Origin of the sequence: Collinsella sp. TM05-38, from assembly GCF_003466445.1 — a bacterium.
Lineage (GTDB): Bacteria > Actinomycetota > Coriobacteriia > Coriobacteriales > Coriobacteriaceae > Collinsella.
Genome location: NZ_QSPM01000010.1, coordinates 11,936 through 27,594 on the forward strand (window position 1 = coordinate 11,936; position 15,659 = coordinate 27,594).

Annotated in this window: 8 protein-coding genes; 3 read left to right on the top strand and 5 right to left on the bottom strand. The window is 60.3% G+C overall.

Annotated elements, in window-relative coordinates; all coding sequences use genetic code 11:
• Positions 1-28: 28 nt before the first annotated feature.
• Positions 29-1,432, bottom strand: a complete 1,404-nt coding sequence (locus DXD49_RS06800; RefSeq protein WP_117794573.1) for a helix-turn-helix transcriptional regulator — start codon at positions 1,430-1,432, stop codon at positions 29-31.
• 226 nt (positions 1,433-1,658) lie between these two features.
• Here DXD49_RS06800 and DXD49_RS06805 point away from each other — a divergent pair, with 226 nt between their 5' ends.
• From DXD49_RS06805 to DXD49_RS06815, 3 genes are all read left to right on the top strand, one after another.
• A complete protein-coding gene (locus DXD49_RS06805) occupies positions 1,659-3,710 on the top strand; it encodes a hypothetical protein (RefSeq protein ID WP_117794574.1) in 2,052 nt (683 codons plus the stop codon).
• Between the two features lie 173 nt (positions 3,711-3,883).
• Positions 3,884-4,948: a leucine-rich repeat domain-containing protein gene (locus tag DXD49_RS09910; RefSeq protein ID WP_233541761.1), complete on the top strand. Its 1,065-nt coding sequence runs from the start codon at positions 3,884-3,886 to the stop codon at positions 4,946-4,948.
• Entirely contained in the window at positions 4,894-10,503 is a 5,610-nt protein-coding gene (locus tag DXD49_RS06815) for an FN3 associated domain-containing protein (RefSeq protein ID WP_233541765.1), read from the top strand. Before DXD49_RS09910 ends, DXD49_RS06815 begins: the two co-directional genes overlap by 55 nt.
• Positions 10,504-10,735: 232 nt before the next feature.
• On the opposite strand, the gene gltA is transcribed toward DXD49_RS06815, so the two are convergent.
• The 4 genes from gltA to DXD49_RS06835 all read right to left on the bottom strand — a co-directional run bounded on the left by gltA (position 10,736) and on the right by DXD49_RS06835 (position 15,280).
• Entirely contained in the window at positions 10,736-12,145 is a 1,410-nt protein-coding gene (gene gltA / locus DXD49_RS06820; RefSeq protein ID WP_117734771.1) for an NADPH-dependent glutamate synthase, read from the bottom strand.
• Positions 12,136-12,975 (bottom strand): sulfide/dihydroorotate dehydrogenase-like FAD/NAD-binding protein, encoded by an 840-nt coding sequence (locus DXD49_RS06825; protein ID WP_006235793.1) that lies wholly within the window; start codon positions 12,973-12,975, stop codon positions 12,136-12,138. The genes gltA and DXD49_RS06825 overlap by 10 nt, the downstream gene beginning before the upstream one ends.
• Positions 12,976-13,171: 196 nt before the next feature.
• Positions 13,172-13,801 (bottom strand): aminoacyl-tRNA hydrolase, encoded by a 630-nt coding sequence (pth, locus tag DXD49_RS06830; RefSeq protein ID WP_195246394.1) that lies wholly within the window; start codon positions 13,799-13,801, stop codon positions 13,172-13,174.
• 351 nt (positions 13,802-14,152) lie between these two features.
• Positions 14,153-15,280, bottom strand: coding sequence for a hypothetical protein (locus DXD49_RS06835; protein WP_117794577.1), 1,128 nt, complete (start codon positions 15,278-15,280; stop codon positions 14,153-14,155).
• Positions 15,281-15,659 lie beyond the last annotated feature (379 nt).

Sequence of the window (15,659 nt, forward strand, 5' to 3'; positions counted from 1 at the left end):
GACAGGCACCTTTGTGGTGGTTTTTGTTTTAGGCCGAGGGAAAGGCCTTGGTGAGACCGGCGCGCGTCTGCGTGTCGGTCTTTTGATAAATGGAGCTCAGGTGGCGCTGTACCATGCGCATCGAGATACCAAGCTCCTCGGCGACCTGTTTGAGCGGGCGCTCATCTTGGGTCACAGCCACCAGCACGTCAACTTCGCGTGGGGTGAGAGCGTGATCGGTGATGAAGACCTGACGCTGCTCCTCGATACTCGGTGCTGCCAGCGCCTCCTCGGCAAGCTGTTGATGTTCGCGCTCCTGCTCGGTTTGGGGCAGGCGGAATAGGCCCGCGGCAACGAATGCCGCGCAGGCGGCGACGAGAAGCACGACCGCGCCAATCATGATGAGGGCGACGTTGCCAGAGGTCACAAGCGCAAGCGAGACGCCCGACGTGGTGAACGCGCACACGTTATTGGCTGCACGGCCCATGCCGGCCCAGAAGGCGGGCACGTGCATGCGCGGTGCCAGCTGAGTAAACGTGGCGGTAAAGAACGTGACAAAAAAGCCCGAGCTCAGGTAAAAGACAATGAGGCCCAGGTTGGGATCGGCTCCTGCTTCGACGGCTAAGATCGAAATGGTGGAGAGTACCGTGACGCCGAACATGACGAGTCCCATGTAGCGACGCTCGGCAAGATCAAAGATAAGACCGGCGGCAAGACCGCTCGCTGCCAAAAAGAGGCGCGGCCAGGTCTGCACGGCGATGGTGCCGTGGGCGTTGGAGAACGTGACCACGTTGTCGAGGGTCGAGAACAAGCAGGCAAGAATCATGACGAGCGCGATGCTCCAACATGCCTGCTTGGCAAGGGCGTGCGATGGCTCAACAAAGGGATTGATGGCGGGGCTGGAGCTCTCAGCAGCCTTTTGGGGAACGACGCTGAGGGCGGAGATAGCGATCGTCGCTGTGCCAAGGACGATGAGCTCTGCGATGCCGCCGCAATTGAGCGAGTTGATGGCGAACTGTATCAGGATGCCCGCGGCATAGGCTGCTCCCGCACCGGTGGCGAGCTTGGGATCGTCTTGGAATGTCGTTGCGAAGGCATGGTGTGCCGCGCCGCCCAGTAGGCCGAGTCCGAGGAATGCGAGGCATCCCAGAATCTCGAGCGCAAGCGGGCTCGTGGGGGACTGAATCTGAGTCAACCCCAAGATGGCGATGGGGACGGCGGCGCTGACAACTGCCTGAGGCCGGCTTTTGCGCTGTGCGAGCCCGAGCAGCGGCGCATATCCGATAAAGCCGATCACGCTGGCGCCGAGGATGAAGCCCTGCGCAATCACAACACGCTCGGCACCGGCGAGCAGCCCGACATTAATGTCGAATCGAAACTCGGCGGCAAGAAAGACAAAGGTAAAGAGCGCAAGTGCCAGAAGCGCGTTGATTTTAGGCTTACTCAGGTTCAAGAACGGTCCTTTGGATGGACGAATAATCGTGTCCTCGATTGTAGCGTTCCTGGGACGAGTGTGGCGATGGTGAAATCATATTGAATTAAACCGCAGGTAGAGGCCTAGGTTCACATCTACGAACCTAGGCGTGCGGAGTCATTTTGCACATCTTGGTGGTACAGGACCACCGCAAAGGGGACAGGCACCTTTGTGGTGGTATGCCCCTGCGACCAAGGAGGCCGTTATGTACGGAAGCCGCTTTGATAAGCAAACTCAGCGCGAGCGCACCTGCTCGTTGGTTCATGGTACCTGGCGTTGTGTAGGTGCCAAAATCGCTTGTGCCGGCGCGTGTGCGCTTATGGTCGGTCAGTTGCTGCTGCCGAGCGTGGCGCTGGCGACCGAATATGCCGATCCCGCCGCTGCGACGGGCGAGGTCGCCGCGGCTCCGGTGACGCCGACGGTTGCGGAGGATACGGCGGCTCCGGCGCCGGTACCGGTGGCCCCGGCTGCGCCGATGGCTGACGCGGCTCCGGTGGCGCAATCCACGGCAGAACCTCAGCAGGGTCAGCAGGACGCACCGGCGGCAACGGTGAACGATGCGACACCCGCCGAACAAAACACTCCCAGCGACAACGCCGCCACGCCGGCAAACGATGCCATCATGCCCTGTGGCGTGACCGACGCCACCGAGAACCCTGGTGGCGTCAACTTCAACACGACCGTGGTCGATCATTATACGGACTGTGTGCTTCCGGGCAACATCACGCTCGAAAAGGGCCAGTCGTATACCTATGATTTTCCCGATGTAGAGGGCGGCATGCCGGATGAGCCGCTCTGCGAACTTGTCGAAACCAAGTACTACCGGGCCGATGCTGTTTCGGGCACCCTGGCTGAAGTCCAGGACACATCTATGTCCGATGTGACGGCTCACTTTGAGCCTGTTGGCGATCACATGAGGCTGACGCTGACCTTTACGGGTGCCGCGGCAGGCGGCTCGTATCGACTCACACGCAATGAGGTTCTTTATATTGGCGCGGCACTGACGTATACCGGAACTGACTATGAGGGCGGTGCCATCATTGTTGGGGATCCCGATGATATCTTCAACGCCTATCAGCCAGGCAGCTCGATTACCCTCAACGAAACCAGGGACGACTATTACCTCCGCTATGCCATCAATAGCGAAATTACGCTTGTTGCATCGGAAAACGAAGCCCTCCATAACTTGGACGTCAACGACGTGAAGACCGACTACGCGCCCGGCGAGGCGCCCCGCGCGACCGCGACGATCCCCGCCGCCGATGCCGACAAGTATGAGATCGCCTACGAATGCTGGGAGGAAATGGAGCTCGACATGGAATCCGGGGAGTCGGTACCCGTTGCCTTCTGGTATTCCGACCCCGCAAAGTACACGCCGGGCATGAAGAAGATTGACCACTTCGAAGAGGGCAAGTTCTACATGTACTCCGTTGAGCTGAGGCTCAAGGGCGACAATACCGTGGCCGATGACTGCGAAATGAACGTCAACGGTCATTGGGCGCACCACATCAAGACCGTCAACGGTGTCTTCGCGCCAAACGCTGACAATATGCTGTGCGAGCAGCCGATTGACGAATGGCGTGCCATCGACGTTATCGAGATCAACGGCGCCACGACCACCTTTAAGGCGGGCGATAAGCCGGTCTTTACGGCGAATGTTCCGACGGGCTCCAATTCCCTTCCTCAGTGTGAGTACTGGACGGGTAGCGACGGCAGTGAGGTGAATTCCGTTGAGTTTTGGGACCAGCACATCACCAATCACATCGACGCCTTTAAACCCGGCGTGACCTATCGCTACGGCATCTACCTCAAGCCCGCGCGCGGCTTCTACTTCACGCCCGACACCAAGCTGGTGATCAACGGCCAGGAGTGCGGCTACCAGATGGGCGAAGCGAGTGTAGTTGATCCCGAGAGCGGCTGGATCTACACCCTGTGGCTCAACACCGATTTGACCTTTACGCCTGAAGCCACGCCGGCTCCCGATCCGCAGCCTACGCCGGATCCCAAGCCGACACCGCAGCCTGAGGTTAAGCCTGAGGCTAAGCCCGAAGTGAAGCCCGAGACCAAACCAGCGGCTAAGCCGGTCACGACAACCACCACGACCAAGACGGTTGAGAAAACCACGCCGGCCAAGAAGCCCGATGCTGTCCTGGTCGCCACGGGAGACACCACCGCGATAACGGTCGCCGCCCTGGGCATCGCTGGCGCAACTGTTGCCGCTGCCGGTGTTGCTGCGACCAAGCGTCGCAAGCGTTAGGTTGCGCTCCGCCACGACGGATGAATAACCCCAACCACCACAAAGGTGCCTGTCCCCTTTGTGGCGGTTTGCACAGGTAGAACGGTAGGTTCGTATATATGAACCTACCGTTCGCTTTGTTTTTGGACGACGATTATGCTGGATGACTTTTGGTTTTCGGGAAAGGAACGACCATGAGGTGGACCACTGTTCGAGCGCTTTGTTGCCGCCTGACCGTTGTCGCTGTGACCCTCACCATGGTGACGGGTTCGTTGCCCGCGGGCGCGTTTGCCGAGGCCCTCAACACCGACGGCACTTTTGTACAGACGGATAACGGCCAAGCAGGCGACGCCGCTTCCGCCGATTCGGCTGACGTCCAAACGTCAGACTCTGCTTCCGCCGGCCCCATGCCCGATGCCGACGCTGCCGACCCCACAGTGCTCGATACCGGTGACGCCCCTACGCCCCCGGCCTCCGAGATTGCATCGGCGGCGGGCCTGACGGGCGCCGGGCAGACCGAGAGCACACCTGCGGGTACGCTCGCCACCGATCTTGTCGAGGGCAAGGAACTCGCCGAGCAGCAGAAGCAAGAGGAGGCTTCCGGTGCCGAGGCAACCTGGAACGAGGGACTTGAACTCTGGGCAACCTCGAAGGGCGCCACGGGCGTAAAAGGCGAATCCGATGATGGCTACGTGGCCGGCGAGCAGACCCCCGCGCAGTACTACTTCTCGATCGATAGCCTCACCAACGAAATTTCTATTGAGTATGGCGACGCGGGCATTACCACGTTGGAGGTGCCCTCGACCATCGACGGCAAGCATGTCGTAAGCCTTACGGGTATGGGAAGCGCTGCGCTCACATCAATTACGTTTGCCCCCGATTCGCATATCCGCTCTGTGGGCGGTTTGGGCGGCAGCAGCATCAAGGCAATCACACTGCCCGATTCGGTTGAGGAGTTGGGCTGGAATGCGTTTACCGGAAGCAAGACACTTCAGACGGTGACCTGGCCAACAACGCGGCTTTTACCACGATTCCCGAGCAGGCCTTTGAGGGCTGCGAACAACTTGACGACAAGGTGGTGGCAACGCTGCCGCCTTCGGTCAAAACCATCGACTATCGCGCCTTCGCCAATTGCGGCGTGCCACAGTTCTATGTCTCGGACACAACGGTACTCACCTTTACCCAGATCAACGTGCCGGGTACCGTGGAACGGATTGAGCGCTATGCCTTTGACGGGTGCTCGCATGTGTCGTCGGTGACGATCGGCGACGGCGTTAAATATATCGGAGCGCACGCGTTTACTTACCTCGATCCCGCACTGGCCGGTAAGGAAATCGTTGTGCCCAAGAGCGTGCAGACAATTGATCTGGAGCCGTTCGACAACACGCGTATTACCAGCAGCGCCGGCAGCTCAACCACTAATCACAACGCGGTGGCGCTGCGCATCATGAATCCCGATGTCAAGCTCGAAGAGGCAGGCCTGTACACAAATAACGTGACGATCGATGGCGTCGATTACTCGATGCCTTTTAGCGAGGGCCAGACCATCTATGCCTATGCGACGGACTCGGCGGGCAATCCTTCGATGATTAAGAAAATTGCCGATGCCGTTGCCGATCGCATGGACTCGGCCGATCCTTCGCGTCCTGCCTACACTTTTGAGTGGATGGGCGAGGCTGCCCAGGTAACGGGTAAGCTTCCCCAGGGCGCGGCGGCCGTGCTCGTGCAGGCGGGGCAGTCCACGCCTCTGGCGGTTGGCGATGACGGCAGCTTTACCGCCGACGCTCTCTCCAAGACGGCGGCCACGCTGCGCATTTCGCTTGATGGTTGCTACGATATGGTGCTCGCTCGCCCGGGCGATCAAATGGCGGGCACGTGGGACGTCGGGGAGATCAATGCCGAGGACTTTACCAAGATTCCGGCCTCGCGCGCGATTGAGCTCAACGTGGGCTATCTTGAACCGATTGTGGGCCAGGATAAGACCGAACGCATTGAGCTCGATAGTCTCGATAACATCGATCTGACGGTGAAGAGCGGCGGCAAGACCCTCAAGCCGGCCAAGGGTGACAAGGAAAACGACTATCGCATCCAGGGCACGGTGCTCGTGGTGTCGCAGGCTATTGCCGACGCGGACCAGGAGCTCGAGATTGCACTCAAGCCCAAGGATAACCTTAAGCTGGGTGGGGAGACTGCAGCGGTGAAGCCTTCGGCTGGTAAGGTCGCTATCGACTTGACGCCCTGGGGTACGGCGACGGTTACCACCAAGGGCGAGTATATGGGAGCCAACCGCGTGCTCGTGTTCCGCGCATCCGATGGCAAGCTGGTCGCCGACGGCGTCACGTATCTGACGGGCTATGAGGATGACGGCACCACGCCTATCATGAAGGCCGAGACGCCGCGCCTTAAGGCCGGTTCCTATACGATCGTTGCCTTTAACAAGACGAGCTACGACATTCAGGCGAAGGACTGCTCCACGTTTAGCCGCCTAGGGCTGACCGCGGGCAAGCATATCGCGCAAAAGCAGGTGAAGATCGAGGACGGCAAACAGCTCGACGCGACGCTCGACGTCCTCACGTTTGACGTGGAGACGTATCGTGCCGAGCGCGGGCTGACGGCGGGCTCGGTTATCGCTGATTCGTCCGCGGTCGTTGGCGTGGAGACCGAGCTGCGCATTCATTACGAGCTCAAGGACAGCCAGGCTGCCAAGATTGAGATTCCGCTGGCCAAGGATGCCGTCGAGGATGTGTCCGCAGGCTCCCGCGACCCCGGTGATAGCTCCCGTACATGGTGGACTGACGCGACGTGGGAGGGCGATAACCTCGTTCTCGACATGAAAGAGGGCATGGGCGCCGATGTGTTCGTGCGCTTTAATCCTAAGGCCGCGGGCACCTATGCCGTCTCGCCGCTTATTACGCTGGGCGAGGTGACATTGCCGCTGGGAAGCACCACACTCGAGGTTAGCGGATCGTGTATCGAGGTCGACAGCACCGACGTTCACAGCCTGCTGGGCAATGTGGCCTACATCTATGCGGCGCCGGGCAAGAGCGTGCAGCTCACCGTGGGGACGGGCTCGTCGGCTGCAAAGTACACCGGCAAGACCAATAAACTCGGCCGTGCCAAGATTGAATACGACCTGCCGCAGGATACGCTTGCCGCCGAGCGCGTGATGCTCGAGGCGCGTGTGGGTTCGACCGATGTTGCCGCGGCTGCCGCCGATGTGACGGCTCGCAATTATGTGCGCTATGTTCCGGGCGCTTCGGTCTGGAACTTTGATGTGACGTATCGTGGCGGTACGCAAAGCCTGGCCAAGGACGGCAAGGACACCGGCAAGAGCCTGTGGACCTTCCATCATCTGCCACAAAAGAAGAACGCCTACTGGACCTTTGACATCACGCTCGAGGTGGGAAACGAAGAGGCCGCCGACACGCTCGACCTGTATGTGGACTGCGTGGATGGCAAGACGGTGACGATTCCTCTGACTCAAAAGTCGCGCGAGGGCACCCGTGTGCGCTATGTGGCGGAGTATGTGGACGAGGGTTACCTTAAGCTGCTCGACGAGTTTAACAAGGCGAATGACTCGACCTATGTGAACTGCGGAAACTTTGAGCAGATCTTTATGCCGCAGACCTACCGCATCTCCAATGCTCAGCTTATGACCATGCTGAGTTTTGATGCCAACGCTTCGGCCAAAAAGCATTCCGCCACGGCCGAGGAGCGCCAACAGGAGTTCTCGAATGCCGTACAGCAGTGGCACGAGTATATGATGGACAACTCGTTTAATGATGTCGACGAGGCCTTTAACGACGCGATTGACCAGATGGTCGCCGATGCGTTTGCCGAGGAGGACAAGGACGGTAAAGAGGACGAAGCCCAAGGTAGAGCTGCTCGCAAGGCCCGTCGTGCCCCTGCTGCCCGCGACGGCGAGGGTGATGATGCTGGCAACGACGAGGCGGCGCAGTTTGCCGCCGAGCTTAAGGCCGCGGTTGGCGGCTCGTCGGCGCTGCTGACCAAGCAGGGCGACAGCTATGGCGTCAACGTGGACAAGATGATCTTTGAGGATGCTTACGGCACCAGCGAGGATTGGTATCAGGAACTCGCGGCGGCCCAGGGCGCGAACGCTGCGGATGCGGCCGCCATCAAGGAGCTCATCGACCATGCGTCGCGAGCGGAGTTTATTGCCCAGCAGGCCGAGGATCTGGTGGGTCAGTCGATGGGTATCGGCCAGCTCAACCAATACGGAAGCTGGAATGACGCAACCGCTGCGGCGCTCAACAAGTGTGCGGGCATTAAGGCCAGCGAGTACAACGGGCAGTCGACGAGCGGGTTTAACGATTTGGGCCAGGCGCTCGGCAGCTCGCTGAGCTACAAGGCGGCTGACGACGATACCGTCAAGGGCTTTAAGGTCGCTGCGCCCGATGGCGAGCAGACGGCCTATATAGAGTCGGAATTTATCGAGAACTCCAATAACAACAAGAACCAGGCGCTTCTGTTTAACTCGATTGCCATGCAGTGCGACATTCTGGACAACCTGTACGACAACTGGAATGTGGTCCATAGCCTCAACAACTCCAAGGTGCGCGGATGGCTCATGGCCTGGAAGCTCAACGGCGACGTGAGCGCCCATATGAAGCTCATCCGCACGATCCGTTCGCTCAAGAGCTATAAGATCGAGTGCGAGATGTTCGGACAGGTCTTTAAGACCGATGCGTGGAAGGCGGCCGGCCAGGCGTTTCCCGCGGCGACCCAGGGCATCGGCATCTTTACCGGCATTTACGGCGTGAATGATGCCAGCAAGAACTGGGAGAACGTGAACGTCCGTATGCAGAAGGTGAAGGGCGAGCGCGAGGGCTATGAGCTTCAGCATACGCGTTTGCTTGCCAAGCCCGAGAAGACCGAGGACGACTGGAAGTGCATTTACGCGCTGCGTGACGCCATGGAGAAGGCGCGTGCGTTTGAGGATCTGCTGTATCGCCAGCTCTGCCACGACAGCACCGATGTGGCAGTGGGCTCCATTATGACAATCGCCGGTGTGCTGACGGCCGGTTCGGCGGGTACCGTGGTGGGCGCTGCCTATGATGCGGCTTCGACGAGTGTGGGCTCGGAGCGCGCGATTAAGCTGACCAATGCCGAATGCGCCTACGATGTTGCCTGCGAGCAGGTGGAGCGCGCGTGTCAGAATCGTATTACGGTCAACTGGGGCGAGCTGACCGATACCGAGGTCTATAACGCCAACAAGGACGGCTTGATTTCGGACGAGAAGATGCAGTCGATCTTTGAGGCACGTTACCGCCATGTGGCTGCCAAGGCTGCACCCGACCTTGCGGGCGTGGTGTATGAGGGCCTGCTGTCCAATACGGTCGAGGGTGCAACGGTTGAGCTGTGGAGCGCCGACGATGCCACCGGCACCAATGCCACGCGTTGGGATGCCGAGGAGTATGAGCAGGACAATCCGCTTGCAACGGGTGCGGACGGTGCGTACAACTGGAATACGCCGACCGGCTGGTATCAGGTGCGCGTGACCAAGGACGGGTATGAGGAGGCGCGTTCGGCTTGGCTGTGCGTGCCGCCGATTCAGACTGAGGTGAACATTGGCTTGGTGTCGACGGCGGCGCCCGAGGTGGCTTCGGCCCATGCCTATACCGATTGCATCGAGGTTGAGTTTGCGCAGTATATGGACGCGAGCGACGATGCTCTGGTCGCATTGTGCGCGCAGGGCTTGGGCGACGTGACGTATACGTGGCTCGACAAGCAGGACGATCCCAATGGCAAGCCGTTGTCGCGCGTGCTGCGTATTCGCTATGTCGATGCGCGTGAGGCGGGCTCGATGGTGGCGTTTGAGCTTGATGGCGCTCGGAACTATGCCGGCACGGCCATGTCGCGCTGGGCAAGCGGGGAGCTTGCCGTGGGCGTTCGTGCCGACAAGCTCAAGCTCAACGTGGAACAAGCTGTGACCATGCTTGAGGGCGGCGACTATGAGCTAGTGGCACATGTGACCGATAAGGCGGGCAAGCCGTTTGCGGGCGCCAAGGTTAGTGTTGGGCTGGAGTCCTCGGCTATCTGCTCTGTCGATGCCACCCAGGCCGTGACGGGCGAGGACGGCGCGGCGACGTTTGTGCTGCATGGTGCTCTGCCCGGTTTGACGACGTTGACGGCGGCGGTGGATGGCACGGCGCTGTCCAAGCAGGTTGACGTGCGCGTGTCTGCCGAGGCCGTGCGACCGGCGCGACCGGCGGCGACGATTGGTGCGACGACGTTTGGCTCGTGGTCGCCCAAGGAGAATTACATTACGGTGCCCAAGGGTACGAAGTTGGAGCTTTCGGCGGAGGATGGCGCGACCATTTGGTACACCACCAACGACACCTGCCCCTGCCGTGACGAAGGCCGCGTAAAGTACACCGAGCCTATTGCGCTCGATAGCAACATGTATGTGCGCATTGCGGCACAACGCCCTGGCATGTCGTACAGCGAGTATTCCGAGCGTCTGAACATTACGATTACGGTGACCGATGAGACGGTGCCTGAGCCGACGCCCGATCCCAAGCCGGAGCCCGAGCCGACGCCTGGCGGTGGCGAGCAGGGTGGCGGTGCGGATGGCTCTGGCGGTACCGGGGCTCCTGCGGGTGGTTCGACTTCGACGACGACCACAGTGACGACGGACAAGTCCAAGGGTAAGGGCGAAAACGGCAAGAAGTCCGGCGGCACGGAGCTTGCCAGCACGGGTGACTCCGCCGCGATGACGGTCGCCGCCCTGGGCATCGCCGGCGCAACCGTTGCCGCGGCCGGCGTCGCCGTGACCAAGCGCCGCAAGCGCTAGGTTTTGGTGGCGGCGCCCATTCTCGGCTTTTGCAAAATTTCAATCTGTAACACCAAGCCAGATATTTGGACTCAAGGTGTTACAGATTGAGACGAAACGACCAGGCAAGTCCCAAACCACCACAAAGGTGCCTGTCCCCTTTGTGGTGGTTTGGACGGCCGGCACAAAAAAGTCCCCGCCGGGCGTGTGCTCGACGGGGACTTTGCCGTTTCATGGCTAGCGCTGTAGGTGATTACTCGCCCAGCAGGCTCTTGGTGATGGAAGCGGCGGCCTTCTTGCCGGCGCCCATCGCCAGAATGACCGTAGCGGCACCGGTGACGATGTCGCCGCCGGCCCAAATGCGGGGATCGGTGGTCTGGCCGGTCTCCTCGTCAGCGACGATGTAGCCCCACTTGTTGAGCTCCATCTTGCCGCCGATCTTGGCAGCGAAGGGGTTGGCGTTGGTGCCGATAGCCGAGATCGCGACGTCGCAGGGGATCTCCTCGATGGCACCCTCGATGGCAACCGGACGACGGCGGCCGGACTCGTCGGGCTCGCCGAGCTCCATCTTCTGGACCTTGACGGCGCACACGGAGCCGTCCTCGCCAGCGACAAACTCGAGCGGGGAAACGAGCGGCAGAACCTCGACGCCCTCGGCCTTAGCATGGTGCAGCTCGGCGCGACGGCAGGGCATCTCGTCCTCGGTACGACGGTAGGCGATGATGGCGTGCTCGGCGCCCAGGCGCTTGGCGGTACGGACGGCGTCCATAGCCACGTTGCCGCCACCAAAGACGACGACGTTCTTGCCGTGCTTGGTGGGGGTGTCGTACTCGGGGAACTTGTTGGCCTTCATCAGGTTCACGCGGGTGAGGTACTCGTTAGCGAAGAAGACGTTGGGCAGGTTCTCGCCGGGGACGTTGAGGAACTTGGGCAGGCCGGCGCCGGTCGCCACGTAGATGGCGTCGAAGCCCTGCTCGAACAGCTCCTCGGCCGTGGCCATGTTGCCCACGACGGAGTTGTACTCAAACTTAACGCCCATGTCCTCCAGGCCGTCAATTTCGCGCTTGACGACTGCCTTGGGCAGACGGAACTCGGGGATGCCGTAGACCAGCACGCCGCCGCCGGTGAAGAAAGCCTCGAAGACGGTGACGTCAAAGCCGTTGCGGGCGAGCTCGCCGGCGCAGGTGATGCCGGACGGGCCGGAGCCGACGACGGCGACCTTCTTGCCGTTCTTGGGGGCCATCTTGGGCGTGGAGGCGAGCTCGGGGCGGTCACCCAGGAAGCGCTCGAGCTGACCGATGGCCACGGGCTCGGACTTCTTACCACGGATGCACTTGCCCTCGCACTGGTTCTCCTGCGGGCAGACGCGGCCGCAGATGGCGGGAAGCATGGAGTCCTCGCGGATGGTATCGAGGGCGCCGCCGAAGTCCTTCTCGCGGATCTGCTCGATAAAGCGGGGGATGTTGATGTTGACGGGGCAGCCCTCAACGCAGAACGGCTTCTTGCAGTTGAGGCAGCGCTCGGCCTCGGCCAGCGCCATCTCCTCGGTGAAGCCCTTGTCGACGGGGCGGAAGTCGCAGGCGCGCTCGGCAGCCGGCTCCTCGTTATCGGGGGTGCGGGGCGACTTCATATCGGCAACGAAACGACCGTTAACTAGTGGCATGCGCAGCTCTTTTCCTCATAGGCCTTGAGGGACTCGCCCTCTTCGGAACGGTAAGCGGCCTGGCGGGCACGAAGGTCATCCCAGTCGACCAGGGTGGCATCGAAGTCGGGGCCGTCGACGCAAGCGAACTTGGTCACGCCGCCCACCTCGACGCGGCAGCAGCCGCACATACCGGTGCCGTCAACCATGATGGGGTTGAGCGACGCGGTGATGGGGGTGTCGTACTTCTGGGCGGTGAGGGTCGAGAACTTCATCATCGGAACGGGGCCGACGCAGAAGACCTGGCTCACGGCCTTGTCCTGCAGCAGGCGCTCCAGCGGAGCGGTGACAACGCCCTGCTCGCCGTAGGAGCCGTCGTCGGTGGTGATGTGGATGTGGTCCTCGTCGAGGAGCTCGCGGAACTGGTCCTCCATGAGCAGGAGGTCCTTGGTGCGGGCGCCCATGATGGCGTGCACCTCGTGACCGGTCTCGACCAGGTGCTTGGCGACCGGGAAGGCAATTGCTAGGCCGACGCCGCCGCCAATGACGGCACAGGGGCCCTCGGCCATCTCGGTGGGAACGCCCAGCGGGCCCACGACGTCGCGCAGCGACTCGCCGGCCTCGTAGGTGGAAAGCATCTCGGTGGTCTTGCCGATCACCATGAAGATGAACTCGACCCAGCCCTCGTCACCGTTCCAGCCGGCCAGGGTGAACGGGACGCGCTCGCCCGTCTCGTTGGCGCGAACCATGAGGAACTGTCCAGCATGCGCATGCTTGGCGATTGCGGGCGCCTCGATGCGGAACTTGAACACCTTCTCCGAGAACTGCGTCTTCTCCAGGATCTTATACATAGAACCCCTCTCTTGTTAGGGCGACCGAACCGTGCCTCCACGGAAATGGACGGCAGCCCGATTAGAACCGTACGCGCACAGGCGTTGTGCAGACATACGGTGCAAATTATACCCTCATGGGCATGTCGCTTGCGTGTATCTTCGGCAGGTGGGAAAAGTGACCGGCCAAAAAGGGACAGGTTTATTTTGGCAGGTTTTAGTGCTTGCCGTTGGCGGAAGCGGCGCCGTTTACGTGATCGCGGGCGTAGATTACGCCGTGGACGATGGCCAGACCGGCAGCGTCGGCGGCACGGGCGCAGGTGTCCTGGAAGTCCTCGGCCTCGCGGGCGCGCAGCTGCTTGAGTACGTAGTCTGCCACGGCCATCTTGCCGGGAGGGTTGCCGATGCCGGTGCGGATGCGGCTAAAGTCGCGGCTGCCCATCTTGTCGATGATGGAGCGCAGGCCGTTGTGACCGGCATGGCCTCCGCCCACCTTGACGCGCACATCACCGGCGGGAATGTCGAGCTCGTCGTGGATGACGAGCAGCTCCTCGGCCTTGATCTTGTACTCACGGCAGAGCTTGGAGATGGGACCGCCCGAGGTATTCATGTACGACTGCGGCTTGACCAGCACGATCTGGCGCTTGCCGCCCTCTTCCTCGGGATCGTTGATGTTGATGAGCGCGACCTCGGCGCCGGCCTGGTTTTTCCAGTACGTGACGCCGGCCTGACGGGCCAGCTCGTCGATTGCCTTAAAGCCAGCGTTGTGGCGGGTCTCGGCATATTCCTCGCCAGGGTTGCCAAGTCCGGCAACCATGCGAATCTTGAGCGGCTGTGCAGCTGCCATGTTCATCCTTTCGTTGATTTGTCGCCTGCTATGGTGAGCGACCCTGTTGCCACTGTCAAATGGAGGGCAATTGAGGTTGTTTGGGGGCGTTTGGACGCCCGTCAAAATCCGAGGTGGACAGTTAGTTCAGATACGTATAAGTTCTGAGGACTCGAAGTGCTTAATTCGATGCCGATACGTTGTTTTGGAGCTTTAGTTAGTCCATATGGCGCCGTTTTGAAGTCTACCCTGCCTTCAAATAGGGCGAATGGTATAGAGATAGCTGTAAAACAGCCTAATTCACTGTGTCCATTTATACGTATTTGAACTAACTGTCCAGCCCTGCTCGACGGCGCACGGGTGATTCGCCGTTTAGACCGGCGCAAGGCCGATTCCGGCCCGCAGAGCGTTGAGCCAAGCGCCCTGACGCTTGCGATAGCCCTTGATGCGATACCGGAATCGGACTCCCGCGAGTCGATGCATCGTTTGGGCGAAGGCTTCGAGTGCAACAAGGTCTTTCATTTGGTCGCGATTGATAACCAGGACGTGGATGCCCATTGCTTTGAGTCCATTATTTCGATTGCCATCGTGGATGCGAGCGTTTTGAAGCTCATGCCCAATTCCGTTGTATTCGTTGTCGACTCCGGCTGCCGGGCAATATAGGTCGCAGATGGCGTAAGGGATGCCGGAGGACATGTTGACCGCAAGAGTGTCGAAGTCGATTCGATGGTTGAGTAGCAGGCCTCCCATGGGCAGGCTGCAGCATCCGAATCCGCCAAAGCGCATGGGCGCTCCGAGAACGGCAAACATTAGGGATTCGGCTGGGGATGCAGATCCGGGTCGGGCGAGATTGACTGCCGTGCGAAACGAGGTGTATGAGCTACTTTTGGCGAAGCGCGCGACCGCCTCAAGCTCTTCGATAGTTGTGGCGGGCTCGCATTTGTAGTGCGCCTGTTCGTAGCGGGTTTCGTTCTGCTGTTCGGCCGCCGACCGATCGCCCCGGCAATCGAGGTCGTCCATCGCTTCGTAGCCATCGCCCTTGGGCCAGATGTCGTCATAGGCAATGGGGTATGTTGCCCCGGGAGGAAGGGAGTAGGTTCCGAGCAGTTCCATGAGAAGCATCAAGGTTTTGGCGACTGATTCATTTTTGGAACAAAGCATGGCTGTCATGGCAGGAGACGTTGCGTAGATGTCGGCCTCGACGTGCATAATTGCACCTTCAGGAAGAGGAGCGGAGAGAATATGCTGAAGAAGTCGCTTGTCGGGGCGTCTGTTGTCTTCGCTTGAAACGAGAAGATCGAGCAGTTCGGAATCATCTTCATTCCAGGCGTCGAGTATCGAAAGTGCGCCAAAGTCTATCGCGTCATTATTGGGAATGCAGCTAGCCAAGGCCTGTGCTTGCTGTTCACTATCAACGGAGTCCCAGGGTAGGGCAGAGTACGCCCGTCGTGCGCGACGAATTGCGCGGAGGGCGGAGAGATGTGAAATCACGGTCGTCATAGCTATAACGTACTAAGTTGGCGGCAGAATGCGACCGCCATACCGTTCTTTTCGCTCAGCGGGGCGCTGCGCGCCATGAACGGCTGGGTGTTATGAAATCGATGGAATCGGTTGAGGGGATTGCAGGAAATTGAGCTCTGCCGCGAAGGTTGACGATAGCTACTGGACAGTTAGTTCAGATACGTATAAGACGGCGGGCGTTCGAGGCGTTTCTAAGGGCCTTCGAGGGCGATTTGAGGGTAAATATGCGGCGATTGTGCTCGAAAACGATGAGCATTGGGCGGCATGGCATCCGCCGGGGAGCTCAGAAGGCTCCGAACGGCCCTTTGGGGCTTTAAAAAAATACGTATCTGAACTAATTGTCCAGGGAAGGTTGGCG

Bases quoted from the DNA above. Each gene is read 5' to 3' on its own strand.
- DXD49_RS09910 (WP_233541761.1), top strand. From the start codon at position 3,884: ATGAGGTGGACCACTGTTCGAGCGCTTTGTTGCCGCCTGACCGTTGTC.
- DXD49_RS06805 (WP_117794574.1), top strand. From the start codon at position 1,659: ATGTACGGAAGCCGCTTTGATAAGCAAACTCAGCGCGAGCGCACCTGC.
- DXD49_RS06835 (WP_117794577.1), bottom strand. From the start codon at position 15,280: ATGACGACCGTGATTTCACATCTCTCCGCCCTCCGCGCAATTCGTCGC.
- DXD49_RS06825 (WP_006235793.1), bottom strand. From the start codon at position 12,975: ATGTATAAGATCCTGGAGAAGACGCAGTTCTCGGAGAAGGTGTTCAAG.
- pth (WP_195246394.1), bottom strand. From the start codon at position 13,801: ATGGCAGCTGCACAGCCGCTCAAGATTCGCATGGTTGCCGGACTTGGC.
- gltA (WP_117734771.1), bottom strand. From the start codon at position 12,145: ATGCCACTAGTTAACGGTCGTTTCGTTGCCGATATGAAGTCGCCCCGC.